The 26,947-nt window shown below is 49.4% G+C and carries 32 protein-coding genes; 25 read left to right on the forward strand and 7 right to left on the reverse strand.

Going from position 1 to position 26,947, the window contains the following annotated elements; translation table 11 throughout:
- The first annotated feature begins 51 nt into the window (after nt 1-51).
- Both pdxJ and acpS read left to right on the forward strand, forming a co-directional pair.
- On the forward strand, nt 52-783 hold the full coding sequence (gene pdxJ / locus KUE00_RS14825; protein WP_246760662.1) for a pyridoxine 5'-phosphate synthase: 732 nt from the start codon (nt 52-54) through the stop codon (nt 781-783).
- Nucleotides 783-1,163, forward strand: coding sequence for a holo-ACP synthase (gene acpS, locus KUE00_RS14830; protein ID WP_246760663.1), 381 nt, complete (start codon nt 783-785; stop codon nt 1,161-1,163). The genes pdxJ and acpS overlap by 1 nt, the downstream gene beginning before the upstream one ends.
- 103 nt (nt 1,164-1,266) lie before the next feature.
- Here the strand turns inward: acpS and KUE00_RS14835 are convergent, their stop codons facing one another.
- Both KUE00_RS14835 and KUE00_RS14840 read right to left on the reverse strand, forming a co-directional pair.
- Entirely contained in the window at nt 1,267-1,524 is a 258-nt protein-coding gene (locus tag KUE00_RS14835; RefSeq protein WP_246760664.1) for a YfhL family 4Fe-4S dicluster ferredoxin, read from the reverse strand.
- A gap of 99 nt (nt 1,525-1,623) precedes the next feature.
- Nucleotides 1,624-2,301, reverse strand: coding sequence for a S24 family peptidase (locus tag KUE00_RS14840; RefSeq protein WP_246760665.1), 678 nt, complete (start codon nt 2,299-2,301; stop codon nt 1,624-1,626).
- A 173-nt stretch (nt 2,302-2,474) separates the two neighbouring features.
- Between KUE00_RS14840 and KUE00_RS14845 the strand changes: the two genes are divergently transcribed.
- The 20 genes from KUE00_RS14845 to KUE00_RS14940 all read left to right on the forward strand — a co-directional run bounded on the left by KUE00_RS14845 (nt 2,475) and on the right by KUE00_RS14940 (nt 17,164).
- The gene (locus KUE00_RS14845; protein WP_246760666.1) at nt 2,475-2,846 is read left to right on the forward strand and encodes an antiterminator Q family protein; all 372 of its coding nucleotides are present in this window, start codon (nt 2,475-2,477) and stop codon (nt 2,844-2,846) included.
- 566 nt (nt 2,847-3,412) lie between these two features.
- Complete coding sequence (locus tag KUE00_RS14850) at nt 3,413-3,763, forward strand: phage holin, lambda family (RefSeq protein WP_246760667.1); 351 nt, start codon at nt 3,413-3,415, stop codon at nt 3,761-3,763.
- Nucleotides 3,747-4,184 carry a lysozyme gene (locus KUE00_RS14855; RefSeq protein ID WP_246760668.1) on the forward strand — a complete coding sequence of 146 codons (438 nt, stop codon included), beginning with the start codon at nt 3,747-3,749 and terminating at the stop codon, nt 4,182-4,184. The genes KUE00_RS14850 and KUE00_RS14855 overlap by 17 nt, the downstream gene beginning before the upstream one ends.
- Nucleotides 4,185-4,269: 85 nt before the next feature.
- Complete coding sequence (locus KUE00_RS14860; RefSeq protein ID WP_246760669.1) at nt 4,270-6,090, forward strand: amylovoran biosynthesis protein AmsF; 1,821 nt, start codon at nt 4,270-4,272, stop codon at nt 6,088-6,090.
- A gap of 28 nt (nt 6,091-6,118) precedes the next feature.
- Entirely contained in the window at nt 6,119-6,556 is a 438-nt protein-coding gene (locus tag KUE00_RS21980) for a lysis system i-spanin subunit Rz (RefSeq protein ID WP_425523588.1), read from the forward strand.
- A gap of 12 nt (nt 6,557-6,568) precedes the next feature.
- Nucleotides 6,569-7,117 (forward strand): phage neck terminator protein, encoded by a 549-nt coding sequence (locus tag KUE00_RS14870; RefSeq protein WP_246760670.1) that lies wholly within the window; start codon nt 6,569-6,571, stop codon nt 7,115-7,117.
- 3 nt (nt 7,118-7,120) lie between these two features.
- Entirely contained in the window at nt 7,121-8,272 is a 1,152-nt protein-coding gene (locus KUE00_RS14875) for a DUF3383 family protein (RefSeq protein WP_246760671.1), read from the forward strand.
- 12 nt (nt 8,273-8,284) lie between these two features.
- A complete protein-coding gene (locus tag KUE00_RS14880; protein WP_246760672.1) occupies nt 8,285-8,725 on the forward strand; it encodes a phage structural protein in 441 nt (146 codons plus the stop codon).
- A 3-nt stretch (nt 8,726-8,728) separates the two neighbouring features.
- Entirely contained in the window at nt 8,729-9,154 is a 426-nt protein-coding gene (locus KUE00_RS14885; protein ID WP_246760673.1) for a phage tail assembly chaperone, read from the forward strand.
- Nucleotides 9,155-9,189: 35 nt separating this feature from the next.
- Nucleotides 9,190-9,342: a DUF6889 family protein gene (locus KUE00_RS14890; protein WP_246760794.1), complete on the forward strand. Its 153-nt coding sequence runs from the start codon at nt 9,190-9,192 to the stop codon at nt 9,340-9,342.
- Nucleotides 9,332-10,993 carry a phage tail tape measure protein gene (locus KUE00_RS14895; RefSeq protein WP_246760674.1) on the forward strand — a complete coding sequence of 554 codons (1,662 nt, stop codon included), beginning with the start codon at nt 9,332-9,334 and terminating at the stop codon, nt 10,991-10,993. The genes KUE00_RS14890 and KUE00_RS14895 overlap by 11 nt, the downstream gene beginning before the upstream one ends.
- The gene (locus KUE00_RS14900; protein ID WP_246760795.1) at nt 10,993-11,556 is read left to right on the forward strand and encodes a phage baseplate protein; all 564 of its coding nucleotides are present in this window, start codon (nt 10,993-10,995) and stop codon (nt 11,554-11,556) included. The genes KUE00_RS14895 and KUE00_RS14900 overlap by 1 nt, the downstream gene beginning before the upstream one ends.
- Nucleotides 11,556-11,864: a phage baseplate plug family protein gene (locus KUE00_RS14905; protein WP_246760675.1), complete on the forward strand. Its 309-nt coding sequence runs from the start codon at nt 11,556-11,558 to the stop codon at nt 11,862-11,864. The genes KUE00_RS14900 and KUE00_RS14905 overlap by 1 nt, the downstream gene beginning before the upstream one ends.
- Complete coding sequence (locus tag KUE00_RS14910; protein WP_246760676.1) at nt 11,861-12,946, forward strand: hypothetical protein; 1,086 nt, start codon at nt 11,861-11,863, stop codon at nt 12,944-12,946. The genes KUE00_RS14905 and KUE00_RS14910 overlap by 4 nt, the downstream gene beginning before the upstream one ends.
- Before the next feature lie 30 nt (nt 12,947-12,976).
- Nucleotides 12,977-13,633 carry a Gp138 family membrane-puncturing spike protein gene (locus KUE00_RS14915; protein WP_246760677.1) on the forward strand — a complete coding sequence of 219 codons (657 nt, stop codon included), beginning with the start codon at nt 12,977-12,979 and terminating at the stop codon, nt 13,631-13,633.
- Complete coding sequence (locus KUE00_RS14920) at nt 13,630-13,983, forward strand: contractile injection system sheath initiator (protein ID WP_246760678.1); 354 nt, start codon at nt 13,630-13,632, stop codon at nt 13,981-13,983. Before KUE00_RS14915 ends, KUE00_RS14920 begins: the two co-directional genes overlap by 4 nt.
- Complete coding sequence (locus KUE00_RS14925) at nt 13,983-15,185, forward strand: baseplate J/gp47 family protein (protein ID WP_246760679.1); 1,203 nt, start codon at nt 13,983-13,985, stop codon at nt 15,183-15,185. The genes KUE00_RS14920 and KUE00_RS14925 overlap by 1 nt, the downstream gene beginning before the upstream one ends.
- Nucleotides 15,182-15,754, forward strand: a complete 573-nt coding sequence (locus tag KUE00_RS14930; protein WP_246760680.1) for a baseplate wedge 1 family protein — start codon at nt 15,182-15,184, stop codon at nt 15,752-15,754. The genes KUE00_RS14925 and KUE00_RS14930 overlap by 4 nt, the downstream gene beginning before the upstream one ends.
- 2 nt (nt 15,755-15,756) lie before the next feature.
- The gene (locus KUE00_RS14935) at nt 15,757-16,737 is read left to right on the forward strand and encodes a gp53-like domain-containing protein (protein ID WP_246760681.1); all 981 of its coding nucleotides are present in this window, start codon (nt 15,757-15,759) and stop codon (nt 16,735-16,737) included.
- A gap of 1 nt (nt 16,738) precedes the next feature.
- Nucleotides 16,739-17,164 carry a tail fiber assembly protein gene (locus KUE00_RS14940; protein WP_246760682.1) on the forward strand — a complete coding sequence of 142 codons (426 nt, stop codon included), beginning with the start codon at nt 16,739-16,741 and terminating at the stop codon, nt 17,162-17,164.
- 345 nt (nt 17,165-17,509) lie between these two features.
- Here the strand turns inward: KUE00_RS14940 and KUE00_RS14945 are convergent, their stop codons facing one another.
- The 4 genes from KUE00_RS14945 to KUE00_RS14960 all read right to left on the reverse strand — a co-directional run bounded on the left by KUE00_RS14945 (nt 17,510) and on the right by KUE00_RS14960 (nt 22,791).
- Nucleotides 17,510-18,727, reverse strand: coding sequence for a DUF6056 family protein (locus tag KUE00_RS14945; RefSeq protein ID WP_246760683.1), 1,218 nt, complete (start codon nt 18,725-18,727; stop codon nt 17,510-17,512).
- A 241-nt stretch (nt 18,728-18,968) separates the two neighbouring features.
- The gene (locus KUE00_RS14950) at nt 18,969-20,348 is read right to left on the reverse strand and encodes a hypothetical protein (protein ID WP_246760684.1); all 1,380 of its coding nucleotides are present in this window, start codon (nt 20,346-20,348) and stop codon (nt 18,969-18,971) included.
- A 5-nt stretch (nt 20,349-20,353) separates the two neighbouring features.
- On the reverse strand, nt 20,354-21,631 hold the full coding sequence (locus KUE00_RS14955) for an O-antigen ligase family protein (protein WP_246760685.1): 1,278 nt from the start codon (nt 21,629-21,631) through the stop codon (nt 20,354-20,356).
- A gap of 320 nt (nt 21,632-21,951) precedes the next feature.
- Complete coding sequence (locus KUE00_RS14960) at nt 21,952-22,791, reverse strand: MurR/RpiR family transcriptional regulator (protein WP_246760686.1); 840 nt, start codon at nt 22,789-22,791, stop codon at nt 21,952-21,954.
- Nucleotides 22,792-22,952: 161 nt separating this feature from the next.
- Here KUE00_RS14960 and murQ point away from each other — a divergent pair, with 161 nt between their 5' ends.
- From murQ to tadA, 3 genes are all read left to right on the forward strand, one after another.
- Complete coding sequence (gene murQ / locus KUE00_RS14965) at nt 22,953-23,861, forward strand: N-acetylmuramic acid 6-phosphate etherase (RefSeq protein ID WP_246760687.1); 909 nt, start codon at nt 22,953-22,955, stop codon at nt 23,859-23,861.
- 124 nt (nt 23,862-23,985) lie between these two features.
- Complete coding sequence (yfhb, locus tag KUE00_RS14970; RefSeq protein ID WP_246760688.1) at nt 23,986-24,624, forward strand: phosphatidylglycerophosphatase C; 639 nt, start codon at nt 23,986-23,988, stop codon at nt 24,622-24,624.
- Nucleotides 24,625-24,663: 39 nt separating this feature from the next.
- The gene (gene tadA / locus KUE00_RS14975) at nt 24,664-25,179 is read left to right on the forward strand and encodes a tRNA adenosine(34) deaminase TadA (protein ID WP_343215890.1); all 516 of its coding nucleotides are present in this window, start codon (nt 24,664-24,666) and stop codon (nt 25,177-25,179) included.
- Nucleotides 25,180-25,318: 139 nt separating this feature from the next.
- Here tadA and mltF read toward each other — a convergent pair whose 3' ends face one another.
- A complete protein-coding gene (gene mltF, locus KUE00_RS14980) occupies nt 25,319-26,776 on the reverse strand; it encodes a membrane-bound lytic murein transglycosylase MltF (RefSeq protein ID WP_246760689.1) in 1,458 nt (485 codons plus the stop codon).
- Nucleotides 26,777-26,947 lie beyond the last annotated feature (171 nt).

Raw genomic sequence — 26,947 nt, forward strand, 5'->3', positions numbered from 1 at the left:
CGGCGCGAACGATGTACACTGTAGAAATCGTACATCATTTCGAGGTTTGTTATGGCTGAACTCCTGTTAGGCGTCAATATCGATCATGTTGCCACCGTGCGTAACGCTCGCGGCACCAACTATCCCGATCCGGTTCAGGCGGCATTTGTTGCCGAACAGGCTGGTGCCGACGGCATCACCGTCCATCTGCGCGAAGATCGCCGCCATATTACCGACCGCGACGTTAAAATCCTGCGTCAGACTATTCAAACCCGCATGAATCTTGAAATGGCCGTCACCGACGAAATGGTCGATATCGCCTGCGAGATTAAGCCGCATTTTTGCTGTCTGGTACCGGAAAAACGTGAAGAAGTCACCACGGAGGGCGGCCTGGACGTGGTTGGTCAGCTGGAAAAAATCACGCTTGCCGTTGCACGCCTGCAGGAAGCCCACATTCAGGTTTCGCTTTTTATCGATCCCGATCATCAGCAGATTGATGCCGCAATGGCTTCCGGCGCGCCTTACATCGAAATTCACACCGGTGCCTATGCCGAAGCGGCAGAAGGCGCCGTGCGTGATGCAGAATTCCGTCGTATCAAAGATGCGGCAGCCTATGCGGCTGATAAAGGCCTGAAGGTCAATGCCGGTCACGGTCTGACTTATCACAACGTGCAGCCCATCGCCGCGCTGCCGCAGATGCATGAGCTAAACATTGGCCACGCGATTATCGGAAGAGCCGTCATGAGCGGTCTGGCCGATGCGGTCAGCGAGATGAAAACCCTGATGCGGGAAGCGCGTCGCTAATGGCTATTCTCGGGCTTGGCACGGATATTGTCGAAATCGACCGCATTGAGGGCGTCATCTCCCGTTCGGGCGACAGGCTGGCAAAGCGCGTGCTGAGTGAAAACGAGTGGCGGCAGTATCAGGCGCATCAGCAGCCGGTACGTTTTCTCGCCAAGCGTTTTGCCGTGAAGGAAGCTGCCGCAAAAGCCTTTGGTACCGGGATCCGCGGTGGCCTGGCCTTTAATCAGTTTGAAGTTTATAACGACGAGCTGGGCAAGCCGGGGCTGCGCTTTTTTCAGCAGGCGGACGAGGTGGCAAAAAAGCTGGGCGTGGCACACGTTCACGTTACGCTGGCGGACGAACGCCACTACGCCTGCGCCACCGTGATTATTGAAAGCTAAAAACGTCTTGCTCTGCTAACCGGCAAGCGTCGATAGCGGTTGCAAAAGCATTGTCGTCAGGCATTCGGGCCGCGCCATTCATGGTGCGGCCTACGTATTTCCTTCAGGACGCGGCGTGATGCAGCAACACAAACTTATCCCACAGGCTGTCGCTGCTTTCCACGCAGTCCGGATCGGTAATAATCGTGTTATCAATCGGGCAAACCTGCTGGCAGGTTGGCGTATCATAATGGCCGACGCATTCGGTACAGCGATTGACATCAATCTGATAAATAGCCTCGCCCATTGAGATCGCCTGGTTTGGGCACTCGGGTTCGCACATATCGCAATTGATACAGCGCTTGGTGATTAATAAAGCCATGACGCTAATACCCATAGTCGGAGAAGGGGCGTAATTTAACACACCGGGCCGCGGTTTCCCACGCCCGTTCATCCGCAGGTTAAAACTGTTTAAACGTCTTCAGGGATGCCAGAGCGAAGATTTGGCAATACCCGCGACATACTGCATCTGCGTGACTTCCTCCACCGGCAGCCGAATTGGCGCATGATCCTCATTAACCGGTAGCAGGTGATAGTAGCCGTCCCGCTTAAACAGAAAGGTTTTTACCATCACTTCACCATTGCTGGTCACCACCAGTACCTCATCACCCGGATGGAAGTTCTGATTGGGTTCGACAATCACAAACTCGCCTTCCTTAATCCTTGGCATCATCGAATCACCGACGCACTTTAGCGCATAAACATCGCGATCGCAGGATGGCCAGCGCAAAAAACCATCACCGTTGCCGACAGGATATTGCATATCGCTCCAGTAGCCGCCGTGGCCAAGTTGGGTATTACCTAAAACGGGCACCTTATGCAGCACCAGCGAGTGCAGGTTCCCGGCTACTTCTGCTATGTTGCTGTGTTTGGCCAACTGGAGATCCTGCTCGATCAGATCCGTAGGCGAAACCTGAAAGTAATCTGCAAGATGCTTAAGCGTGGTGTACTTAGGATCTTTAACTTCTCCCGTCAGCAACCGATGTAGCGTCGACTGCTGTAGATTAACCTTCTTGGAGAGTTCAGTGACGCTGCCGATCCCCTCTTTTTCCATTAAATACTTGATGTTGTTATTGAATACCTCGATGTCGAAAACCATCTCTTCTTCCTTTTTGTTTAGCAATGGCATTGCATTTATGCGTTTTTGCATTAAAATAAGCTGTATCAAAGCGGATTTGGTTTGATGCTATGCATTTTAGTATAGCCCGCTGCTGAAGTCATCCTGCTGTACGGGCAGGTTCCGAAAATGAGAGAAGAAAAGGAGGTCGGTTAATGCGTGATATTCAAAAAGTACTGGAGCGTTGGGGGGGTTGGGCGGCGGCAGAAGGAAGCCAGCTGGACTGGTCGCGAATTGCGGCGGGTTTTAAGGCTTTGTTGCCGGACGACAAAAGATCGCGGCCTTCGTGCAGCGACAGCGATGGGTTAATCGTTGATGCAGCAATAGCCAAACTGCATAAGGTAGGACGGCAGGAAGAAGTCGAACTGCTGCAGTTGCACTATATCTATAATATTTCAAAATCGGCGATTGCCCGGCAGAAGAAATGCTCGGAAGGGAAAATAAGGAATCAGCTTATGATTGCGGAAACCTTTATCGATGCCTGTATCATTATGAGTGAGGCGGAGCTGGAAATGGACGCCTGGTAAAATTCCGTTATTTACAAAACGGTAATAAAGCATACCTATTATAATAGCTGAGTAAAATCGGCCCGGTTCCCTTTCGCTTTTAAAACCGGATTTAATAAACAGCAAAAAAATTTCAATAACGCTTTTCGTAACGAATTATCGCAGGTAAATTAGCAACATGGATTTTTAGATTTCGTCAGACCTGCTATTTTATAACAATGCGCTCAGGCCGATACCGTTCTGGTAAAGGGGAGCGCATTTTTTATGTCTGGAGATTACGATTATTTTTTAAATGGGGTTTTCGTAACGAAATTCATGCCGTAAAGTAATAGCATGAACTTTTGCTTACTGACGAAGGCAAGCTGTCAGATATGACGATTAGTGTTATTTGATGAAGTTATTTTTTTCGTGAAAATTTTAAATAAAGGTTTTCGTAACGAATTCTGTGCCGTAGTGTAGCAGCATGGAAATACGAAAAGAGCTGCTGTTCCATCTCGCCGTAATAAATGGATTAATAAAAAACCATAATAAAAGTCATCAAATATATTCTTCGTCGCTCTGACTAAACAGGAGACCATATTTAAAGCATGTTTCCACAGGAGCCAGGCTTTTGGGCTACTTTGTGCCTTTGGCTTTACAGCCATAAAACGGAGTGGGGATATGCCGGTATTGCCGCAATGTTTTCACTTTTACGCAGCGCTTATGCCAGAGCATCCTGGAGCAAGCGTGTACTTGACGCGGTGTCATGTAGCGCGCTGGCTTTTTTCGCCGCGCCAACGCTTCAGGTTGTTGGCGCACTGCTTAACTGGACGCTGCCTGATGCCGCCGCACAGGTTTTTGCTGTTTATATTGGCTATGTCGGCAATGATTATATCAGCGATAAAATAAAGGGGTGGATAAATCGCAAAACGGGAGGACTAAATGAAAATCAGCCGTAACGGCATCCGGTTTATTAAACAGGAAGAGGGGGAGCGGCTTATCGCCTACCGTGACAGCCGCGGCATATTAACTATCGGTGTAGGCCATACGGGACTGATTAATAACCAGCCCATTATCGATGGAATGAGTATTACCGTTGAGAAATCGCTCGAATTACTGCTGGCTGATATTGCGCAAACTGAAAAAGTCATAAACGAACAGGTAAAGCTCAGCCTGACGCAGAATCAGTATGACGCTTTATGTAGCCTGGTTTTTAATATCGGTACTCGTGCTTTTTCTCAATCAACCGTGCTGAAAAAAATAAACGAAGGAGACTATCAGGCAGGTGCCGCAGCAATGCTGCTGTGGAAAAGAGCGGGTAATCATTCAGATCTTCTTCTCGCGCGCAGGCAGCGCGAAGCCAGGCTTTTTTTATCATAACCATCGCGCTAACTAACGGCGGACTGTAGTTTACAGCTCGCTATGACAACTATTTTCTATAATTTATTTAATAAAGGAAATCAAGATGATTGAAGTTAATTCATTTGCAGAACTCCGTACCACGCAGCCTTCCGCTTCTGGTGAAATTGCCATGCTGAAACGTTATTACGATAAGGACTCCACTTTTCAGGGCGGCGGTCGCTTTGTTGGCTTTCTTGATAATAAAGTAGCGGCATCGGCAGATGACGGCGGCTCTATGGCGGTGGCAACCGGCGGCGGTTATTACTGGAAGCGTATTATCGATAACGTCGAGGATATTAATATCTATCATTTCGGCGGCAAGCGGCTGCGTGGAGACAGCAGCTTTGATGCGGATAACGGTACGGTTAACCACGACGCCTGCGTAAATATGTATAAGTGGGGCCAGGCTTTCTCCTCGCCGGTAAGCGATACCACAAAAAATCCCGTGCATGGCGTAGGCATTCGTTTTCCTGCCGGCAAGTTCCTGGTTAACCCGGTCGATCTTACCGGCGAAGGTGAAATCAACTATTTCAGCCTGTACGGCGACGACGGCGAATACGGCATTTCGCCACGCACGATTATTATCTCTGATAAATCGGCCGCGACGGTATTCAAGGTTGCGGCACGCCGTACGGCCATTCGCGGGATCTTCTGGGATGGCCAGGCCGAGGCGGACACCACCACCAATACGGACGTTATCACTGCGGCTATGGTCAGCAACACCCAGCCGTTTTTTGAAAATACCGTTATCGAAGGGGAATACGTCAATATTACCTGCTGCCGTATCGAAAAGATTGGCGGCTCCGCGTTCAAGCTTCTGGACACGCTGGATACGCGCCTGGATCAGATTTACAGCAGTACTACCTATGCCCGCGTCTTTGACATTCAGTGGTCTGACTCCCTGGTGGGCAAATGGGATCACTCTACGGCGGTAGAGCTATCAAACTGTAATTTCCAGAAAGGCTATGCCGACGCCACGCTCTATATGCCGCGCGTTACCCAGGGCCTGATCCACAACGTCTGGATTGAGCATACCCGCTATCCGGGCGATCTGAGCAACGGCCAGTGGATTATTGACGCGCTAAGCATTGAATCTTCAGATAATCCCCTGAAGCTCAACTACACCAGAGCGACGATCCGCGGGTTGAGTCTACAGTCGGGCGGGAAAGTGGATTTAACTAAGGCAGGTACTTCCTGGCTCTCCGGCTATGAATATGGCTGGCGTCGTGATGAAAACTTCGGCACGGAAATGACCGGCTCGCTGAAGGCGGGATGGTATTCCGGCTATCGGGTCAGCAACAGCACCGATGCTGATAAATGGTTCCGCGTCGGCAAATTCTTCTTCCCACACGCCAACCAGCACTGGCATCTGGAAATGCACGGTAAAACGCTGCGGGATACCGTTACCTTGCCTACGGACGCGCCTTTATTGACCAACGTTTGCGGTAAGGCTTATTTAAATCTTTATCGCGGCGCCAGCTCGGTTGGCGGCAACCTGCATTATGAAGGCGATGCGGGCGTGACGGACTGCATTGTGCGCACCAGTGACAGTAAAGGCCTGTATGGTGAAGTCTGGATTAAGCTCAAAGCGCAGTGTGGAGACGTAGTCGTCAATCTGAAAACGACCGGGCCATCGCGGTTCGAAGCCGGGGAATGCTCGCTGTTCAGCGCTGACTTCTCAGAAGTCACCGATCTGGACACCGATAACCGCGTCAAGCTGTCCACGGTAATGAACTTTCACAACGGCTCAGCCGGTTATGGTTTTGACAGCAGCGTCGTCACGCTGGCAACGGCGGTTGCCGATGCGCCAGCCTCGACCGCGACGCCAGCAGGCTATATCACGGTTAAAATTAACGGCGTTAACAGGAAGCTTGCTTATTTCTGATAAGCGAATAAGTTCAGTAATGAAATAAATGAACGCTAAAACAATAGCTCTTGTCGTTCTTTTTGTTGCTGCGATGGCCGCTGCGCAAACGGCGCATTATTACTACGTTCATTATAAAGAGACGCGTAATCAACTCGGCCAACAGCAGCAGCAGCTCGAGAACTTACGGCAGCGGGTTAATGAAAACGCCGCCCTGGATAAAAAATATGTTTTGCAAACGCAGCAGGCTAAAGAAAATATCCGCCAGCTTGAGCGCGATGTGGCTTCTGGCCAGCGCAGGCTGCAGTTCGCCGCCGGTTGTCACAGCAGCGCCGCGCCCGGCACCACCGGCATGGCTGATGCAGCCAGCCCCGGACCTGATGACGCCGTTAAACGGCATTATTTCACTCTCAGGGAAAGAATAAATACCGCGCGAATACAGATTGCGGGCCTGCAGGAATATATCCGTCAGCAGTGCCTGAAATAAACAGGAGGTGGTTTGAATAATAACAGCAGTGAAACTGCGGGATGGCTGACGCCCGTCAGCGACGATCCCGCTTATGACAATGCTCTGGAAGAATATATTAAAGGACTGGTTCAGGGCATTTGCGGTCTTGATGAGAATTATATTATTTCCGTAGATAGTGCGAATTTCTCTTCTGTTATTACAGCAAGCGAAAACAGCTGCGCTTTTACGCTTAATAAAATTTCCACCGAAGGCGATGCTGCGCTGGTTAATCAACAGGAGGAAAAGGCAGAGCTTTATCAAAACGAAATTATTGAATGCCTGCTGCATTTTTATGGTTCTGCCGCACAAGGCTACGCCGCCCGTTTTCGGGACGGCAGCCAGCTGTCGCAAAATCATGCGCAATTACAGCAGTTATCGCTCGGTATCAGGGAGTGCAGCCCATTGACGACCGCATCCGAGCTTATTAATGACACCCGGAAACGGCGTTACGAAATGACCGTCACTCTGGTTCGCAAAATTGTCCGTGAATACGGAATTCATTCGCTGGTGGCAACGCCGGTCACTATTTTTGGAGAATAAAACATGCCTCAAGGACTCCCTTTATCCGGAATCGTCAACGTCGACATTATTATGTCACCCGCTGCGACAGCAGGCCGTAATTTTGGCGCCATGTTGATTATGGGAACGTCGACCGTTATTCCGCTGACTGAACGCCTGCGCCTGTATACCAGCGCCGCCGATATCGGCACGGATTTTGGCCTGGATTCCGCTGAATATCAGGCCGCTTCCCTCTATTTTTCCCAGTCGCCGCAGCCGCAGCAGCTCTACATTGGCCGCTGGGCGAAAACGCTGGCTTCTGGCGAAGAAGGCAAAACGGAAACGCTGGCCGAGGCCGTGAACGCCGCGCTTGAATACGCCAGCTGGTACGGGCTTGCCGTAGCAACCGCAGCAGATGATGTGGTCAGCGATGAGGATATCCTGGCCGTTGCAGCGGCTATTGAAGCCGCTGGCCAGAGCCGCGTTTTCGCCGTCACTACCGCCAGCGAAGCCACGCTCAGCGCCACCTCAACCACCGATCTGGCGGCACGGCTTAAGGCAGCGGGCTATGCGCGCACTTTCGTGCAGTATTCCACCCACAGTCGCTTTGCCGCCGTTTCGGCATTTGCGCGCGCCTTTACCGTCAACTTTAGCGGCAGCAACACCACGCTGACGCTGAAATTCAAAACGGAGCCGGGCGTCACTTACGAAACGCTAAGCGCCAGCCAGGCCGCCGTGCTTGAAAGCAAACGGGCCAATGCCTATGTGCTGTTTGCCAATGACAGCGCCATTTTGCAACAGGGCGTGATGGCTAACGGCGACTTCTTCGATGAGCGCCACGGGCTGGACTGGCTGCAAAACTACGTGCAGACCAATCTCTACAACCTGCTTTATACCTCAACCAGCAAGATCCCGCAGACCGAAGCGGGCATCACCAGGCTGTTAAGCAACGTGGAAGCCTCTATGGACCAGGCCGTGACTAACGGGTTGATTGCGCCAGGCGTCTGGAACGGCGGCGCGATTGGGCAACTGGCCGCTGGCGACACGCTGACTAAAGGTTATTACGCGTATGCGCAGCCGCTGGCGCTACAGGCGCAGGCCGATCGCGAAGCGCGTAAAGCGCCGCTGATTCAGGTTGCCTGCAAACTGGCCGGTGCCGTGCACTACGCCGATGTTCAAATCAATGTTGTTCGATAAGGAAAAATAATTATGTCTGCATACTCATTTATGGATGTTACCGCATCTTTTACCGGCCCTGGCGTAGCGTTCGATCTGGGCAGCGGCTCTGGAACCTCAGAGGAAGGTATCGTCGTGACCATGAAGGAAAGTAAGAACAGCATGACGCTGGGTATTGATGGCGAAGGGATGAACTCTTTACTGCCGGGCAAGTCCGGTCAAATCACCATTAATTTACTGCAAACTTCCCCGGTAAACAAAAAGCTCTCCCTGGTCTATAACGCGCAGAGCCAGCTTTCTTCAACCTGGGGGAAAAATATTATCGTTATTCGCAATAGTTCTTCCGGCGAAATTATTACCGCGCGCGGCGTCGCCTTTCAGAAGCTGCCCGATCGTAAATTTGCCAAAGAGGGCGGCACCACCGCCTGGGTTTTCGACTGCATCAAAGTCGATATGGTTATCGGGGAGTATTAATCGATGGAATTTACGCTTAACGAAATCCCTTTCCGCATTGCAAAACTGGACGTGTTTCAGCAGCTCAAGGTTTCACGAAAACTTCTGCCGCTGCTGGCTGGCCTGCTGGCGGACATCAATACGGTGAAATCTGCGGCGGCAGCGGGCGACTATTTCCAGGTGCTGGAAAAAGCCCTGCCGGCCATTGCCCAGTCGCTGGCGAATATGAGCGAGGAAGATACCAATGCGATTCTGCATCCTTGCCTTGCCGTGGTCTCCCGGCAGCAGGGAAAAGGCTGGGTGCCGATCTTCTCTCAGGGCGTGTTGATGTTCGACGATCTGGATTTGCCCACCATGCTCAGGCTGGTATTGCGGGTAGTGGAGGATTCGCTGGGTGATTTTTTGCCCGAACTCCCCGTCAACAAGACTGCCGACCCGACAGCGGCCTGATGCTGGAAACGCTTCCTGACGGGGAAGATTTTCTGATGCGCCCGGTAGAGGCCGGGCTTATCAGCTACACCGCGCTCAAGGATGGCTCAGTGGATCTGGCGGATATTGGCCGCCTGAACGACTGGCTGGATCTGAAAGCGGATAATCAACACCGCATTGAGCAATGGAAACAGGCCAATGAACGCTGAAAATACAAAAAATTTTCTGATGGTGCTGGAAAATCAGCTGGCGGCGGAGGCCACCGGCTGGCAGAAAGTCAGGCAGCTGATCCAGCAGCCTGACTTTCAAAGCAACGACCAGACGGCAAAAGCGCTCGATTTGCAGAAAATCAAACAGACGGTCGAACAGGCAGGCAAAGCGCTGGTGGAATACATCAACCGGTTTGCCAGTCGCCTGGAGCAGCTCGGCACCAGGGCGAAAAATGCCGGAATGGATGCCGGTGATTTGAAAGCGCTTGAGTATGGTGCCGGACAAACCGGCTTAAGTAATGAGGCTATCGCTAAAGCCTCAGCGATGCTGACCACGCCAGGCGCGGAGGCGCGCCTGAATAAATTAGGCGTAAACACGCGCGACGCCAGTGGGCAGCTGAAAGCGAGCAGCGAGATTTTCAGTGACGCCAGCAACACGCTTGGCGCACTGCCGCAGTCTCAGGCACTGGAAACGGCTAAGCAGCTGGGACTGGCACCCGATGTGCTGGTTGCCATGCAAAACGGGCTTGGGAAGTTTATCGGCGACTATAACCAGCTTTCCGCTTCCGTCGGCGTCAACATGGCGACTGCCGTTTCCGGTTCCGACCATTTTATGACGGCTCAGCGTAAATTTGACGAGGTGGTGGAGCTGCTGCAAACCAAAAGCAGCGGGCGGCTGACGAATGGGCTGGGCGATATTTTCGATAACCTGAGCAAACAGCTGCTGGATAATGCTCCGGACGTACAGCGCGTGCTGGATGGCGCGGTCACCTTACTGCTGTGGCTGGCCGAAACAGGCGAGCATGTAGCCATTCGCCTTATTCAGGCCGTAGCCGAACTAAGCAGCTGGTGGGGCTCTCTGGATGACACCACGCAGGGGCTGATTGGGGCGCTGGGCGCAGTAGCCGCCGCATGGCTGGTACTGAACAGCGCTTTTTTAATGTCGCCGATTGGCATTGTGATAGCGCTGGCCGCCGGGCTGTTTGCCCTCTATGACAGCTACAAAACCTGGCAGGAGGGCGGAAAGACATTTATCGATTGGGGTGCCTGGGCACCGGGCATTAATGCGGCCAAAGATGCGCTGAGCTGGCTGCTGGATAAGTTCACTAAGCTGAAGGACGGCACGCTTGACTGGAAAAGCGGTCTGCAAACGCTGGCCGCTTTTATGTCCGGAAACTGGTCACCGGCCATGACCGGCGCGGTAGATCGGGTTAAGGAATATTTTAACGGCTTTTTTACGGATATCGCGAATAAAGTGGCGAACAGTCCCGTCTGGAGCCTGCTCCGCAAACTGCGGATTATATCGGACAAAGATACTCAGGACATGCTCAACGCGTCACATCCTTTTACGATCTCACAGGCAGCGGCAAATCCACTGAGCGAGCAGCACGTTCGCATTCTGAACAACGTTATGGGCCTTTCCACCCTCGACAATATGATGGGCATGATGCCGTCAGGCAGAACCGGTCGGGCGCCCTGGCAAAATGAAACAGGGTCAGCAACGACGGATAATTCTGTGGGCGTGCAGCAGGAAACCAATATCTATGTGCAGGGCGTTAGTGACCCGCACCTGGCGGCCAGAAAAGTGGCTGACGGTCAGTTCGACGTTAATTCGCTTCTGGTACAGAAATTAAGAAGGGTGCCCGTATGATGGACTTTTCCCCCACGCTTTTTATGCAGAAAAAACGCAAGATCGGCCTGCTTATTCCTGATGTGGTCATCAAAGAAACCCACACGGATAAACTGACCCTGACCTCGCATCCGGTGGAGTCCGGCGCGAATATTACCGATCACGCCTGTATGGAGCCGGCGACGTTAATTATGGAGGTTGGCTTTTCCGGCGGCGGTTCACTGGTCGATTTTATGGATACCACCGCTTTTGGCCTTCAGGCTTATTTAAGCCCGGCGGAAAGCTATCAAAAATTGCGGGATCTACAAAGCAACAGGCAGCCGTTGAGCGTGGTAACGGGTAAGCGATTATATAACAACATGTTAATTAACCAGCTAACCGTCACCACGGATACAAAAAGTGAAAATGTGCTTTTTGCTTCGCTGGTGTTAACCGAAGTTTTAATAACCAAAACCCGCACAACGGACAGTGCAGAAAAAGAAAATATGACCCAGGGCGCAGCGACGTCTGCCGTGCAACATAACGGCAAGAAAGTGACTAAGCCAGGTCCGACGAACGTTTCGCTGATAAGAGGGGGCAGCTAATGAAAATTACTGAAATACCCCTGACGCCCGATAATCAACAGTTTGATATCTCGATTAATAACATCAACTATCAGATGCGGATCCTCTGGCGGGAAAATAGCTGGTTTCTCGATCTCAATGACGGCAACGGAGCGGCCATCATTACCGGCATCCCCTTAATCACGGGTGCAGATTTATTAGCGCAATATGCCTATTTGCAGCTGGGTTTCGGCCTGTGGGTATTATCCGACACCACGTTAAATGACGCGCCAGGCGAGTACGATCTCGGTTATTCCGCCCATCTTTGCCTCGTTACGGAGGCACTATGAGCATTAACTGGATGCGCTATTTTGAAATCCTGCTGGAAGATAACAAAGAGTCCGTCAGGCTTAGCGATTTAAAAGTTGAGTTTAAAATTGACACGGATGTGGCAAGCAGCGGCAGCAGCGCGTTAATTACCGTTTATAACCTGAGCCAGGCAACCAGTAACGCCATCATGCGTGGGGAATATAAAAAGCTGCGCGTGAGCGCTGGCTACAGCGGGGTGACGCCCGAAGCCAACAGCAGTGACCAGGAAACCATCCCGGTGGTGCCTGCCTGGATGGTGGGTAAAGTGCAGGAGAATCCGCCCGTTCAGGCCGAAGAACAACACTACGGCGAGGTTTTTAGCGGCGAAATTCGCTATGCCTGGCTCGATAAAAGCGGAACGGGCACCGCTAACGGCGTCGATCGCGTATTAAAAATTCAGGCCATTGACGGCCACAAAGCGGTGATGGAGGCCTCGCTAAACACTACCGTAGCCGCTGGCTACGAGCCCGCCACGCTGCATACGTTAATGATGCGTAGTTTTAACCCTTATGGCGTGACCGCTGGCGCGACGGGAAAAATGCCGACAACCCGCTTTCCGCGTGGTCGGGTGTTTTATCAAACCACCGCTCAGGCGATGGATAACGTTGCCGCTCAGTGTCGGGCAAGCTGGCAGTTTGTTGACGGCAAGCTGCAAATGGTGCCGGAAGAGAATTACGTTAACCGCATTACCGTGCTCAACAGCCAGACCGGGATGGTGGCCTCACCCACGTTAACTGCGGAAGGCATCACGCTTAAATGCCTGATTAATCCCACTATCAGCCTGCATAGCCTGGTGCAGGTTAATCAGGCCATGCTTAGCCAGACGTATTATTCGATGGAGGCGGTAAATAAAGCGGCCGCAAAGGGAGACGAGAAACAGCATCAGGCTAATAAAGCCGGGGATGAGCAAGGCAAGTTGCCTGCGGATATTTCTGCGGACGGCGTCTATATCGTCAAAGGCATCAGCTATCTGGGCGATACCAGAGGGACAAACTGGTATATGACCTTAACCTGCGTGGTGCGCGATAAGCAGACGCCGCTGGAAAGCACCACGCATTCGTAACATTCTGCCCCAGCGGGCTCTGGAGTTTTTATGCCAGTTTCTATCCAGTCAGTTATCGGCGGGGAAGCGCAGGCGTATCGGGCTTTAGCGGACTCTGTGTCCTCAACGCTACGCGTCGCTTTACCCGGCATTATTCAGTCTTTCGATCCCGACACCGTCACCTGCGTTGTGCAACCAGCCATTAAGGGCAGCAGGCGCGACGCCAGCGACCAGCCGGTTTCACTCAGCTTACCGCTGCTGGTTGACGTTCCCGTGGTTTTCCCACGCGGCGGCGGCTGCACTATCACTTTTCCTGTGCAAAAAGGCGATGAGTGCCTGGTGATATTCAGCGATCGCTGTATCGATTTCTGGTGGCAAAACGGTGGCGTGCAGGAACCGGTCGATCCGCGCCAGCACGACCTTTCCGACGCGTTTGCGCTGGTCGGGCCGCAGTCACAGAAAGAAAAAATCAGCAACATCAGTACGGAAGCTTTACAAATCCGCACGGACGAGGGCCAGGCCTTTATCGAGCTAAGGCAAAGCGGCGAGGTCAACATCACCAGCACGTTGTTAACGGTGAACGGCAACCTTCAGGTCAACGGGGAGATCGCTTCAACCGGCGATCAGGTCGCAAAAGGCGTTAGCCAGCTTGGTCACGTCCACGGCGGCATCCAGAGCGGAAGCAGCTATACAAAGGGGCCACAATGAGATACCGACGAGAAGACCAAAACGGCGATTACGCGTTTGGCAAAGGGGACAATACTTTTCTGATCAATTCACCGGAATGCGTGGCGCAGGCGATTAAAACCCGTTTACAGCTTTGGTACGGACAGTGGTTTCTGGATACCACCGAAGGTACGCCCTGGCTGCAATCGCTAACTGGTAAGCAAAACAGTGCCGCGATGGAACTGGTGCTGCGCCAGCGCATTCTGGCAACCGAAGGCGTTAAGTCAATTCTCGCCTTTAGCTCTACTTTTATTTCATCATCCCGCCAGGCTGTTTTCACCGTGACGGTGGAAACGCTTTACGGTACGGCGACAATTACAAGCGAGGCATAATGGCTCTCAATGCAGACAGGCTGGGGTTATCGGCAACGATAACGGCCCAGGGGATCGGCGCGCCCGATTACCAGACAATACTCAGCACGCTGACCGGCTATTTTCGGCAAATTTATGGTACGGATGCGTATCTGGAGCCGGACAGCAAAGACGGTCAGATGGTAGCGATTGTAGCGCTGGCCATTCACGACGCTAACAACATGGCGATTGCCTGCTACAACTCGTTTTCTCCTTCAACGGCAACGGGCGATGCGCTAACGCGTAATGTAAAAATCAACGGCATCATGCGCAAACCGGCAACCAACTCGACGGTCGATCTGTTGCTGACCGGCACAACCGGCACCACCATCGTTAATGGCTCGGTCAGAGACAGCAACAACGTTATCTGGAATCTTCCAGCAACCGTGACGATTGAGACCACAGGCTCGGTAACCGTGACCGCCACCTGTGCAGACAGTGGGGCAATAGCAGCGGGGGCAGGGTCGGTGAATCAAATTAACACGCCTACCCGAGGCTGGAATGCGGTCACCAACCCCGGCGCTGCCGCGACGGGAAGCGCAGCCGAAACGGATGCTGAACTGCGAGCCAGGCAGGCGAAAAGCGTCTCCCTGACGGCCTTAACGACCTCAGATGCGCTGGACGGTGCGATTTCCAATATTGCTGGCGTGACGGAGCACAAGCTCTACCAGAACGATAGCGACAGCGCGGACGCAAACGGCCTGCCTGCGCATACCATTTCGGCCGTGGTAAAAGGTGGCGATGCGGCAGCAATCGCCGATGTGGTCCGTAAAAAGAAATCTTTGGGCGTTGGTACCTACGGTAATACCACCATCACTATTTCCGACAGCTATGGTATACCGCAGCCAATTAGTTTTTCCCGCCCGGTCGCGGTGCCAATTTATCTGACGCTGGAGCTGAAGGTGCTGACGGGTTATACCAGCCCTGTCGCAGAGAAGATAAAAAAGACGCTGGCCGCCTATATTAATAGCCTGGGTATTGGTAATAGCGTGTTAATTAGCCGACTGTATTCCCCGGCTAACCTGACCACGGGCATCGACAGTACGGACAGCCAGTTTTATGACATTCTTGGTCTGCAGGCGGGCAGCAGCGAATCGGCATTATCGTCAGCTAATATCACCATTGGCTACAACCAATACGCCAGCTGTGAGGTAAATAATATTACTATCACGGTGACGTCATGAGTAAATATACCGATCTTATTACTAACTATCATCGCGGGAAGCCATTATTCGTTGACCATATTGATCTTGTAACAAGGTCTCAGCAAGAAACTATTTCTGTTTTCAATGAGATTGTTACGGCATTAGATATAGACAGCGCGACTGGCGACCAGCTGGATATTTTAGGCGAATGGATAGGGCGGGACAGGCGTATTAATGCGCCTGTCGAAGACTATTTTTTCACCTTCGATAAGGCTTCGCTGGGTTTTAATCTGGGAAGCTGGAAAGACAGGTACGAACCCGATTCTGGCATTATTAACGTTGATGATGAGGATTATCGCACCATGCTGCGCGCTAAAATCGGCGCAAACCGATGGGACGGAACGGCGGATAGCCTGCCTGGCATACTGCAAAGTATCTATCCTCAGCAGGATATAAAAATAACCTTTACCGATAATCAGGATATGACGGTAACGGTTTATGTTACGGCAAAAAATATTTCTACCATTACCTCAGAGATTATTAAGCAAGGTTATCTGGCCATCAAGCCTGCCGGTGTCGCGGTAAACTATAAAATTAACGGAGAATAGATATGGCAAAAAATGATTTTAAGCCCTTTGCAACGGGTGAAGGTGCCAACGTGCTGTCGCAGGCAGAATTTGAAGCACTGGATGCAGTAGAAAATGGTTTTCAGACGGGTATTGCAAGAAGCGAACAGTTAAATAAGGTATGGCGTCAGGCTTCGACCATAGCCTCTGTTGTCGCAAGCTTTATGGCTGACAAATCCGGAAGTGATGTCGTCGATAACGGTGACATTGCTACCCTACAGGCAACTTTATTGAAGGCACTATTGAGTAATTCGAAAGCGCAGCTGGATAGCCACTATTTGCAGACCGAAAAGAATCTTGCGGATCTCAACAGTGCGGAAAAAGCACGAGGCAATCTTGGCCTTGGCAGCCTGGCTTTAAAAAATAGCCTTAGTGCAGCAGATGTTGGGGCATTTCCTGCAGCGGGGGGATCCGTGGGAAGTCAGGGGATTAAATCACCTGGCGTTTTCGTGAATAACCATACTATGCCTGGAAACAGTCAAGGTATGTATATGCTATGGAACGAAACCAACGGCGGCGGTGAAGGGGCATTAGTTTGTAACAAAGGTACTGGCGACGGCGGGTTTGTACTTCGTACTGTTAACTCAACCAATACCGTTGAAACAGGCAGAATAACAATCAATGGCAGCGGCGACTTGAATACCTCTCGTTACCTGACTGAAATGGGACAACGCGCCTATAGTCCTAATAACCCGCCTTCACAATTGAATGGGGGAGGCTGGTTCAAGGATGTTGCGACAGGATTTATTATTCAGTGGGGAACGACTTCGAACGGGTCAGCTAATATTGAAAATCACAATTACAACATTGCTTTTCCACATGCTGCTTTAGTTACTATTGGTACGCTTGGTGTAAACCAGGATCCTGGACGGGTTGTTTATTTGCAAGCCACAAATAATACTGTATTTTCTTCCAAAACCACAAGTAATGGAATTGGGTTTTCCTGGATAGCTTTAGGATACTAATATGAATAATTATTTTTATAGTAAAAAAAGTAATGGATTTTATCCGGCTTCTATGAAGGGAATATATGAATTGTCACCTGATGGCTGGCCCAGCGATGCGGTTGAAGTTAGTGAAGAGGATTATAATAATCTTTATTCAGGGCAGGCTAAAGGTAAAAAAATTACTGCAGATGATAAAGGCTATCCGGTTCTGATTGATCCACCTGGGCCAACTCAGGAAGAGCTTATCGCTGCCGCAGAAGAAAAACGTGATATGTTAATAGCTGAAGCAGCGATAAAGATAGCGCCACTTCAGGATGCTATTGATCTGGATGAGGCTACTCAGGATGAACAAATTAAGCTTACAGCCTGGAAAAAGTATCGAGTTTCATTAAACCGTATTGATATCAGCAGTCCGCAGGAAATTGTTTGGCCGGGGCAACCTTAATTTTGGATAAACATCAATGATTTTAAATAATGAGATAATAGTAGAGATGAAATTTGCTTTGATTTTAAATTAAATGCATTTGTCAATATATTAAGTAAAATTTAATCCAGGATTTTATCTTACAAGTCACAAGGTTTGATTATGTTATTTATAAGGGTGAACAGTACAGCACTTTATTCAAGAGGATGTAATTTTTATCTGATGAGGGGAAAGTAGGCGTTCTTATTTATATCTAAGTCAATATTGCTCTGCTCATTTTCATAAAGGTGGTGATGCAGTTTTTTTATTGCCATCACCACTCTACCTGATAAAATAATGAAACCTTCAGTTTTTATCCGCTGTAAATTATTTTGAGCGGTAATGTCTTATTGTATGTATTATACTGGCTGTCGCTAAGGAACAAATAATCATTGCGGAAACAAAAAATATTCTTTGCCCTGATGAATATAGAGTAGGCGATAATCCAAGCATTACGGTGCTTGCATAGGAGGATACATAAACTACCATCATAACTAGCGCTATCTTAAACTTTCTCCGCAAGAACCAAAACAATAATATTGTAGCACCCGAAAAAAATAACACGGTTATAATTCGGGCGATTGAAAAAAAGCTTGATATACTATCCGAATTGAATTTAAATATTGTATCGAAATTCATTTCATTAAACATATGTCGCTGAAATAAGATTAAAGATATAGTCAGTAAAAGCAGAAAGGATGAGGTGATTTTCACCCGTGAGTCAGGAGAAAGCACTATGAGTGAGCAGTAAATGATAGCTATGGCAATCGGCTGTATTGAAAAGAACTGGTCAAAAGAAAGATTTAAACCAGATGCAATTTTTCCATAGAACGTCATATTAACAAAATCTGGATTCCATCTACCTATTTCCAGATGAAACCTGGAAGCATTTCCCGGGCAAAAAATAATATACAAAAAGACCAGCGTGGTAGCGATCAATGCGCATATGGAAACGCCACGCCTTTCATTTTTAAATAAAACTATTATGGCTACCAGTAAAATAATGTTTGTCACGACAATTTGTTCATTGAAAGAAGAGAGGGTAAATAAAAAAAAGACGAGTGAGTATATCATCTTTTTGTTATAAATCCCCTTACACCCTTTAATTAAAGCATATCCGGCAACAGCAAGCGCGAATGGCCATAAATAATTCAATGAACCAGTTATCCATAAAATCCCTTCCTTAAAGAAACCTTTTTTTAGAGATGATATTATTAATGTCAAAAATATTATACTAGTCAGAAAAAGTTCTTTTTTATTCTCAGAGATGATATAAGAAATAGCACTGACTGCTATTGCGAAAAAAAAGGCGTTACACAACTCCCAAAGGAATCTGTGTTTTATTATACTTATTAAAGCAAGTTCTATTGGGGTACGGGAAGACCAGCCTTGATATCTGCTTATCAAAAAATCCACTATATTTATATCGTAAGACTCTTTTAAAAACCATAAGTCATCTGAGTAATAAGAAATACCCTTTGCGTGGAGATATAAAAATGCGCATGAAAATATGGTAACTAGCATATAACCGGTTGTTTTTACCATTGCTTTTCCCTTTAGTTTCCTTTTATAAATTAATGTCATTATATGTTATCACAAATAGCGACTTCGTTTAATTATTTATTGTGTTTACTTTGCTGATTGACTCACAAATCTATTGCGGCTCAATTTTTTTGGAATAAATAATTATTATCATATCCTGAAATGTTAATACTTCATCTGGATTGCCAGATTGTTTTTTAATAATTTTAGATTGCTTATTTTCTGCAGGGTTGGAAGTGGGTTTTTACGTCAGGGGAATAGCTATAAACTGACGATTGGGAGCAGATTTTATAAATTTCTCTGATAGCCGGGAGCGTAAGGTTTGAGAACGCGATGATTTAACATCCAGGATAAGATCGTCATTGAAAAGTACAGGCATAATATGTATTCTTCCACCAGATAGCCAGTTAACATTATTTGAAAGATGCCAGAAGTCATCGTAACCAAAATTTAAATGGTTTTTCTCTAAAAAAGACATGTGCTGATTAGTCAGCTTCTTCTGATCTTGAAAAGGCTTATCGGTAATATGATATGAATAACATGAAGATGCCACGTAAAAAAACAATAAAAACAGGTAAAATGGATTTTTAGTTAAAGCATAACATAATGTTGATATAATAACAGAAAAGCAAATAACATTTACAAAAAACCTTGCGCTAACTATAGAAGGTAAATCATAACTAATAATAAAAGATGAAATTATCGCAGCAATAGTCAGAAAGCTGAAGAGCGCGATAAAAACAGTTTTATTATTATGCTTTAAACATTTATATAAAGCCCAGACCACCATCATCGTCCAGATAATCAGTGAAGATGTACAGGCCAGAAAATTGTCTACAAAAAACAAGTTAAGGCTTTTTCCCAGTACCTGAACCGTCCATTGAACATTGATAAGCCATTGATCAACCGGAACCAGTTTAAAACGTTGAATGGGCAATCCAGGCATTCTTGGCAGGACATGCGTCATCGACAAAATAAACGCGACAAACACGATGCCGGTAGTTTTCACCGATATTACTTTTTTCCATGAAAAATAAATATTCACCAATAACAAAGGTAAAAAGTAGGTAGCTGAGAACCACGGATCGGAAACGGCAACCAGTAGGGAAATAATACTATAAGCAACAGCCAGCGGAACAGAGTTCTTTTTGAGATTATAAAGGCTCAAAGCCAGACAGACTGCGCCAAAAAAGTTTGTAGAGTAATGTGAAAAGGGATGAGCAACAAAACCAAATGTATAAACAAAAGCGGGAAGGCATACTAAAGCTAATATCGCCAGGAGTGCATGCCAGGTGCGGGTAATGGAATATAAAATTGCTGCAAGAACGATCGCCGTCATCGCAACAAAAACCGACGTTGATAGCGTTAGTGGAAAAATGCCATCATCGCCCGTTAATAAAAAGAAAAGAAAATTGATGGGGTAAACGGTAAAATACCAGTTGTCGGGCGTGGGTGCCCAGTCTTTAAATACGGATATACCTTCAGCAAGTAAGGCTCGCCAGACCAGAGAACTGTTGGCGGCATCCGGTTCAATCGGAAAGTGTCTGCTGGTTAACCCGTAAGCAACCCAAAATGTAAGGATTGAAATGATTATAAAAAAATAAAAACGATTTATCTTAGACACTGTTATCAATCCCTGATTTTTTCAATACTGTTAACGCTAGCCAGTAAAATTAACGTGCTCAGTAACGCTATATATTCTATTGAGGTCAAAACGACATCCGTCATACCATAGAGTAGCGCAGATAATGCCACAATGGAGACGGGATTATCAAAAATACCCTTTGTACCATTATCAAAAATTAACTTTATAAAGAAGAAGAGAAGGATCAATACGCCAAACACGCCAAAAAGAGAAGCGTACTGTATAAATTCATTATGTAAATGAACATCAATATATTCAAGCGCGAATGAATTTGGATGATTAACGCCAAGCCAGCTACGCAGGATTGTATTTCTGGTGGTTTGCGTTTCGCCAAAGGGATGCTGCTTTATAGCGACAATGCCTGATTGCCAGAGTGAAAAACGTGAGCCTAAAGAGGTATGGTCGTCGCCTTTTGTGAACAGGCTTATTTCCTGCTGCGTCGTTTCAAATCGAGATAAGATGATGTTTTTGCTTAGTAAAGCAACAACAAAAAAAGCTAAAAGGATGGCAACCAGCGGCAAGGGTTTAATCACTTTTCCACGCCATAAGGCGCTAAGCATAATCGCTATAGAAAGCAGCGTATGGATAAGCATTGCCGAACGCGTTTCGGTAAGAAGTATAATGTAGATGGAAAGCAGACAGGTTAAGATGATTGCCGAAAACCTGACGGGTAAGGATTTTATCTGGTTCAGCATCGTCATCATAGCAAGTGCCATCGCACTATAAGCATAGGCGGTCATCGTGGCACGGTTTATACCAAGAACAATTCTGTCAACACCACTTATATGCTGCCAGATACCATAGACGCTGGAAAGGATAAAGGCAGCAGATAATGAAATCCAGGTTAGCTTAAATAATAATTCTTTATTAACCAGTTTGTTCTTCACGCCCCATAGTGTAAATAAGGCAATAAGAGAGGCCAGGAACCATCTTTTGGCAGGCGTAAACAGAAGGCCATTATCAACATTGGGAACGATATTAAATGATACAACAAGCGACCACGTCGAATACATTGCTGCCAGAAGCAGGCCGGGAAGTATTATTTTTGCAGAAAAGAGAGTGGAACGGATACTTTTAAAATTGAGTAAAATCCCTGCACCACAAAGATAGCTGCAATTATAGAATGCAATTCGGCCTGCTTTTTCATGGATAAAGCCAAGGGGAAGGATAAGCAAAAGTAGAATTAAAGAAAGACTGAATATCACTCTGGTGATTTTTTCGGTCCTTGCGCAGCCATCATGAAGAGGAAGTGAGTCGTACATTCGGGATATTTTCCTTGTTACAAGGGAATGTTTTACTAATTTAGTGAACTCTACCTGAATAAACTTCCGATAACACCTGGTTCATATAGCATTTTCATATCTTCAGGATAATTATCTCAGGCCCTGCATTTTTGGTGAAAAACCAGCCATCTTATTTTAAAAAATGGTTTTCGTTTATAGCTGATTTATATAGGAAAATCAAAAAAACATAGCCAGCATCTGTGCATAGATTTTGTTTACATTCGTTAAAAGAGTCTGGCAAAGCGCGTAAACCATATTACCTGTCAGATGCTTACCCGTTTTTTTCTGCCAGTGGCTTATCACACCAGCTTCTTCACCAGCGCCTCGCTGTGGCGAATATGACTGGAAGCCCGTTCGGGATCGTGCTGGACCAGCGCCATAAACAGCAGATCGGTCAGCGCCAGCTGTGCCGAAGTAGAGGAAATTGATGCGCTGCTTGTGCTTTGCTCCTCAGCCACCGTATAGAGACAGTGGGTTGCGCATTGCTGCAACGTATTTGGCGTAAAACCGGTAAATGCCAGCACGCTGGCACCCGTGCGCCGTGCTTCCTGCGCGGCCAGGTTAATTTCTCGCCGCTCGCCGGTATAGGAAATTGCCAGCAGCACATCATCCACCCCGAGCGCCTGCACGCTGGCTAATAGCGCATGCATATCCTGTTCCGCTACCGCATGAATGCCAATCTTCATTAGCTTCCACGAAAAATCTTTTGCTACCAGGCCAGAAGCGCCAATACCCACCAGAACGATTCGCTTTGCATTTTTTAACAGGTTTAGCGTCTGTAACAGCTTCTCTTCACTATTGATATCCAGCGTGGCGCGGATCGCCGACTGCTTCTCCGCCAGCAGTTTTTCGCCAACCACTTTTAAAGGATCGTCGCTTAAAATAAGGTTGTGGACGGTAATAGCATCCTTTTCCGCCAGCGATTCGCTCAGCGCCAGTTTTAAAGCCGGGAAACCTTTATAACCGAGCTTTTGCGCAAATTTAACCACGCTGGACTGGCTAATACCGGCTTCTTCCGCCAGCTTTTGCGAGCTAAGATGACGCGCCCGATCCGGCTGTGACAGCAGGAAATCAGCCAGTCGCCTTTCGTTCAGGGCCAGCGTGGGATAAAGCTGGCGAATACGTAGCAGTGAACTCATCCTGGTACTCCTTTCAGACTGGTCTGCACACGGTTCAGCAGGCAAACTACCCTGACCAGAGCGGTTCGCTGATGGCCAGCGGGCAGTCAGCGGGCAGATGAGAATATAATATTCAGCAATTTAGCCCGACAAAGAATTAAAAATTCACCTGAGAGGATAGCATGAATTTAGACTCACTGATTTCAGAAACACGCAATGTTGAGACAATGGAGCTTGACGGCCTGTCCACGCTGGAGATGGTCACAAAATTTAATGAGCAGGATGCGACTGTGGCTGACGCCGTGCGGCAAACGCTGCCGGAAGTGGCGAAAGCAGTCGAGGCCGCGGCTTACTCGCTTCAGCAGGGGGGGCGACTAATTTATATGGGCGCAGGCACCAGTGGACGCCTGGGCGTGCTGGATGCTTCCGAATGTCCGCCAACGTTTGGCGTGCCGCACGGTATGGTAGTGGGCCTGATTGCTGGCGGGCCGGGAGCGTTACTGAAAGCGGTCGAAGGTGCGGAAGATAATGAACAGCTGGGCATAAGCGATTTACAGGCGATAGCGTTGAAGCCGCAGGATATGGTAGTGGGCCTGGCCGCTTCTGGCCGGACACCTTATGTTATCGGCGCGTTGCGCTTCGCCCGCCAGCTGGGCTGTAAAACGGCGGCTATTTCCTGCAATCCTGACTCCCCCATAGCGCGGGAAGCGGAGATCGCCATTTCTCCCGTTGTAGGGCCGGAAGCGTTAACGGGATCGACACGTTTAAAATCCGGTACGGCACAAAAGCTGGTGCTTAATATGATTTCAACCGGCGCGATGGTCAAAATCGGCAAGGTTTACCAGAATCTGATGGTCGATATGCAGGCTACCAACGTTAAGCTTGTCGATCGCGCCTGCCGTATGGTTTGTCAGGCAACGGGCTGCGAAAGGGCGGAAGCGGAGAGCGCGCTACAGCAAACGGCTTATGAAGTTAAGCCCGCCATCCTGATGGTGTTAAGCGGCGTTGATGCCGTACGGGCCAAAACGTTGCTTAGCAAACATCGGGGCTTTTTGCGGGCGGCGCTGCAGGAAAGCGGTCACTCTTCATAAAATTGTTATCCGATAAGGTTCGCGCCTGAAGTTTTGACACTGTTATCTCAGCGTTCACTATTATTACTGGTTAGCAAGCGGCGTGAAAGCGCATGGTTTATGGGATCCCCCTGAGGAGAAAGGTTTGATTACTGGCCAGGAACGACGCGTGGTGTTTTTCGATCTTGACGGCACGCTGCATCAGCAGGATATGTTCGGCACTTTTATGCGCTATCTGTTATGGCGTCAGCCGCTTAATCTGTTGCTGGTGATACCTTTGCTGCCGGTAGTGGGTGCAGGCATGCTGTTAAAAGGACGCGCGGCACGCTGGCCGATGAGCCTGCTGCTGTGGTCAATAACGTTTGGGCACAGCGAAGCAAGGCTGCTTGCCAGAGAGAAAGCTTTTGCGCAGTGGTTCCGTCAGCGGGTAACGGCCTTTCCTGTCGTGCAGCAGCGGCTTACGGACTATCTTAACAGTGCTGATGCGGACGTCTGGCTGATTACTGGTTCACCACAGCCGCTGGTAGAGCAGGTCTATTTCGACTCCTCTTTTTTGCCGAAGGTAAAGCTGATCGCGAGCCAGATGGCGCGCGCTTACGGCGGGCGAGTGCTGGCGATGCGCTGTCTGGGGCATGAAAAGGTTGCGCGGCTTGAAGAGCAAATCGGCACGCCTCTGCAGCTTTACAGCGGCTATAGCGACAGCAAGCAGGATAATCCGCTGCTGTTTTTCTGTCAGCACCGCTGGCGCGTGACGCCGCAAGGGGAACTGCAACAGCTTGAGTAAAGGGGTATACTGCCCGGCGTTTTTTGGCTGGAGGCTCAGGTGAGCAATACCCTTAATGATGAAAAGTGGATGCGCTATGCTTTGACGCTGGCGCGCCGTGCCTGGGAAGAGGGCGAAGTACCGGTCGGTGCCGTGCTGGTACAGAACGACAGCGTCATCGGCGAAGGCTGGAATCGGCCTATCGGCCATCACGATCCTACTGCCCATGCGGAAATTATGGCGCTGCGCCAGGGCGGCAAGGTGCTGGAAAATTATCGCCTGCTGGATACCACGCTATACGTTACGCTGGAACCTTGCGTGATGTGCGCAGGCGCGATGGTACACGGCAGAGTAGGGCGGCTGGTGTTTGGTGCCAGAGATGAAAAAACCGGGGCGGCGGGCTCATTGCTGGACGTGCTGGGGCATGCGGGCATGAACCATCAGGTTAAAGTCGAGGAGGGCGTGTTGGCCGCAGAGTGCGCGGCAATGCTGAGCGACTTTTTCCGTTACCGCCGAGCAGAGAAAAAAGCGTTGCGCGATAAGCTACGCGCCGAAGCGCAGAAGGACGCGGAGTAATGTTTTGTTGTTGGGCCTGACGTTGCCGATAAATTAACGTCAGGCCGGAACGCAGACAGGCGAGTATCTGTCCATAAAGGAGCATTTTGCGCGTCCATGCGCGAAAACGGCGATATCGATATCGGTCAGCCAAACTTTTTCAGTTTACCGCTACCTTCGGTTCAACGGCCGGATAGCCTTTACCAAGCTGTGCTTCCAGTGCCGCCTGCTGCGCCAGCTTCCTTTCCTGATCCTGCAAATAGCCCACCAGGCTGAGCTGGTAGATGCGGATATTCTCCACATAGTTATAGGCTTCCTGGCCGCGTGCATAGCCGTAGGTCGTCTGGCTGTAATAGCGTTTCTGGCTCAGCATCGGCAGCCGCTGCTTAACGTCGGCCCAGCTGTCCGGGTTGCCTTTCTGCTTTTCGGTCAGCCTGCGCGCGTCCAGCATGTGGGCGTAGCCCATATTATAGGCCGCCAGCGCGAACCAGATGCGTTCATCCTCGGGGATGGTCGGCGGCACCTTGGCCATCATCCGCACCAGATATTCACTGCCGCCGCGAATGCTCTGTTCCGGATCGGTTCTGTCGCTAACGTCAACGCTGTCGGCCGTATTGCGCGTCAGCATCATCATGCCGCGTACGCCAGTCGGCGACGTAGCCTGCGGATTCCAGTGCGATTCCTGCCAGGAAATGGCCGCCAGCAGGCGCCAGTCGATCTCCTGGGCATATTTTTCAAACAGCGGCCGAATGCCGGGCAGGGTGCTGTCGATAGCGCGCAGAAACGTGCTGGTATCAACATAGTCAAAAGTCCCGACGTGGCCCAGATACTTCTCATCCAGCCGCGCCATCGCGCCTTCTTCCGCCATCTGGTTAAAATAGTCCAGCATTGCGGCATACAGGCTGTCGTCATCGTCGTGCGGCATATACCAAGTGACCGGCTCTTCATCGGTAATATCAAAAGCCACCGCCAGCTGCGGATGAATACGCTGCAGCAGCGCGATCGACACCGAATCGCCTACCGTATAGTCAAGCTTGCCGTCGGCCACGGCTTCCAGCAGCGCGTTCGGGCTTTGATCGGTAGAGATTGCCCAGTCGAGATCGGGATACTGATTCTGTCTGATATCGCGCAAGGTAGAGGCGAAGGCAGAATCAGAAGCCACCGTCAGACGTCCCTTTAGCGCACCCAGATTTGGCGGGCGTGGCTTGCCCATCCGGTAAACCAGCTGCTGAGAAACAGAATAGTAGGTTGGCCCGGTACGAAAGTGCGTAAGGCGATCGTTGTTATAAATCAGGCCGGCGGCCAGCATGTCCGCTTTGTTATTTTCCAGGTCGTCAAACAGCTCGCTGAGGTTTTGACGCACCGTGATTTGCAGTTTTACTCCCAAATAACTGGCGAAGCGTTTTGCCAGCTCGTAATCCATACCGGCTGGCGCTTTATTCACTGTGTAGTAAGTCAGAGGCGAATTGAGCGTGCTGACGCGCAAAACACCCCGCGATTTTATCTGTTCTGTTCGATCCAGCCCGCTGCTGTGCCACGGGATTGACGGCCACAGCGCCAGCGCGAGCAGCAGCGTTACCAGCCCGACAAACAGATAATTAATTTTCAGGCGTTTCAAATGGTTATCTCTCGATGTCTCTCAGGATTCTGTCTGTAACGGCAGTATTTATGGTCTGAAATGGCCCTGAGCGTGGGGCATTTTGCGCAACTCCACCGACCTGCGCAACTGAATTCATCCGGAATTGTGCGCTTTTCAGGCAATTCCTCTGTGCGATAAATTCTGCGCAAA

This window comes from Erwinia phyllosphaerae (assembly GCF_019132875.1).
GTDB lineage: Bacteria > Pseudomonadota > Gammaproteobacteria > Enterobacterales > Enterobacteriaceae > Erwinia > Erwinia phyllosphaerae.

Excerpts from the sequence above, each read along its gene's own strand:
- pdxJ (WP_246760662.1), top strand. The coding sequence starts at position 52 with ATGGCTGAACTCCTGTTAGGCGTCAATATCGATCATGTTGCCACCGTG.
- acpS (WP_246760663.1), top strand. The coding sequence starts at position 783 with ATGGCTATTCTCGGGCTTGGCACGGATATTGTCGAAATCGACCGCATT.
- KUE00_RS14835 (WP_246760664.1), bottom strand. The coding sequence starts at position 1,524 with ATGGCTTTATTAATCACCAAGCGCTGTATCAATTGCGATATGTGCGAA.
- KUE00_RS14840 (WP_246760665.1), bottom strand. The coding sequence starts at position 2,301 with ATGGTTTTCGACATCGAGGTATTCAATAACAACATCAAGTATTTAATG.
- KUE00_RS14845 (WP_246760666.1), top strand. The coding sequence starts at position 2,475 with ATGCGTGATATTCAAAAAGTACTGGAGCGTTGGGGGGGTTGGGCGGCG.
- KUE00_RS14850 (WP_246760667.1), top strand. The coding sequence starts at position 3,413 with ATGTTTCCACAGGAGCCAGGCTTTTGGGCTACTTTGTGCCTTTGGCTT.
- KUE00_RS14855 (WP_246760668.1), top strand. The coding sequence starts at position 3,747 with ATGAAAATCAGCCGTAACGGCATCCGGTTTATTAAACAGGAAGAGGGG.
- KUE00_RS14860 (WP_246760669.1), top strand. The coding sequence starts at position 4,270 with ATGATTGAAGTTAATTCATTTGCAGAACTCCGTACCACGCAGCCTTCC.
- KUE00_RS21980 (WP_425523588.1), top strand. The coding sequence starts at position 6,119 with ATGAACGCTAAAACAATAGCTCTTGTCGTTCTTTTTGTTGCTGCGATG.
- KUE00_RS14875 (WP_246760671.1), top strand. The coding sequence starts at position 7,121 with ATGCCTCAAGGACTCCCTTTATCCGGAATCGTCAACGTCGACATTATT.
- KUE00_RS14880 (WP_246760672.1), top strand. The coding sequence starts at position 8,285 with ATGTCTGCATACTCATTTATGGATGTTACCGCATCTTTTACCGGCCCT.
- KUE00_RS14885 (WP_246760673.1), top strand. The coding sequence starts at position 8,729 with ATGGAATTTACGCTTAACGAAATCCCTTTCCGCATTGCAAAACTGGAC.
- KUE00_RS14890 (WP_246760794.1), top strand. The coding sequence starts at position 9,190 with ATGCGCCCGGTAGAGGCCGGGCTTATCAGCTACACCGCGCTCAAGGAT.
- KUE00_RS14895 (WP_246760674.1), top strand. The coding sequence starts at position 9,332 with ATGAACGCTGAAAATACAAAAAATTTTCTGATGGTGCTGGAAAATCAG.
- KUE00_RS14900 (WP_246760795.1), top strand. The coding sequence starts at position 10,993 with ATGGACTTTTCCCCCACGCTTTTTATGCAGAAAAAACGCAAGATCGGC.
- KUE00_RS14905 (WP_246760675.1), top strand. The coding sequence starts at position 11,556 with ATGAAAATTACTGAAATACCCCTGACGCCCGATAATCAACAGTTTGAT.
- KUE00_RS14910 (WP_246760676.1), top strand. The coding sequence starts at position 11,861 with ATGAGCATTAACTGGATGCGCTATTTTGAAATCCTGCTGGAAGATAAC.
- KUE00_RS14915 (WP_246760677.1), top strand. The coding sequence starts at position 12,977 with ATGCCAGTTTCTATCCAGTCAGTTATCGGCGGGGAAGCGCAGGCGTAT.
- KUE00_RS14920 (WP_246760678.1), top strand. The coding sequence starts at position 13,630 with ATGAGATACCGACGAGAAGACCAAAACGGCGATTACGCGTTTGGCAAA.
- KUE00_RS14925 (WP_246760679.1), top strand. The coding sequence starts at position 13,983 with ATGGCTCTCAATGCAGACAGGCTGGGGTTATCGGCAACGATAACGGCC.
- KUE00_RS14930 (WP_246760680.1), top strand. The coding sequence starts at position 15,182 with ATGAGTAAATATACCGATCTTATTACTAACTATCATCGCGGGAAGCCA.
- KUE00_RS14935 (WP_246760681.1), top strand. The coding sequence starts at position 15,757 with ATGGCAAAAAATGATTTTAAGCCCTTTGCAACGGGTGAAGGTGCCAAC.
- KUE00_RS14940 (WP_246760682.1), top strand. The coding sequence starts at position 16,739 with ATGAATAATTATTTTTATAGTAAAAAAAGTAATGGATTTTATCCGGCT.
- KUE00_RS14945 (WP_246760683.1), bottom strand. The coding sequence starts at position 18,727 with ATGGTAAAAACAACCGGTTATATGCTAGTTACCATATTTTCATGCGCA.
- KUE00_RS14955 (WP_246760685.1), bottom strand. The coding sequence starts at position 21,631 with ATGTACGACTCACTTCCTCTTCATGATGGCTGCGCAAGGACCGAAAAA.
- KUE00_RS14960 (WP_246760686.1), bottom strand. The coding sequence starts at position 22,791 with ATGAGTTCACTGCTACGTATTCGCCAGCTTTATCCCACGCTGGCCCTG.
- murQ (WP_246760687.1), top strand. The coding sequence starts at position 22,953 with ATGAATTTAGACTCACTGATTTCAGAAACACGCAATGTTGAGACAATG.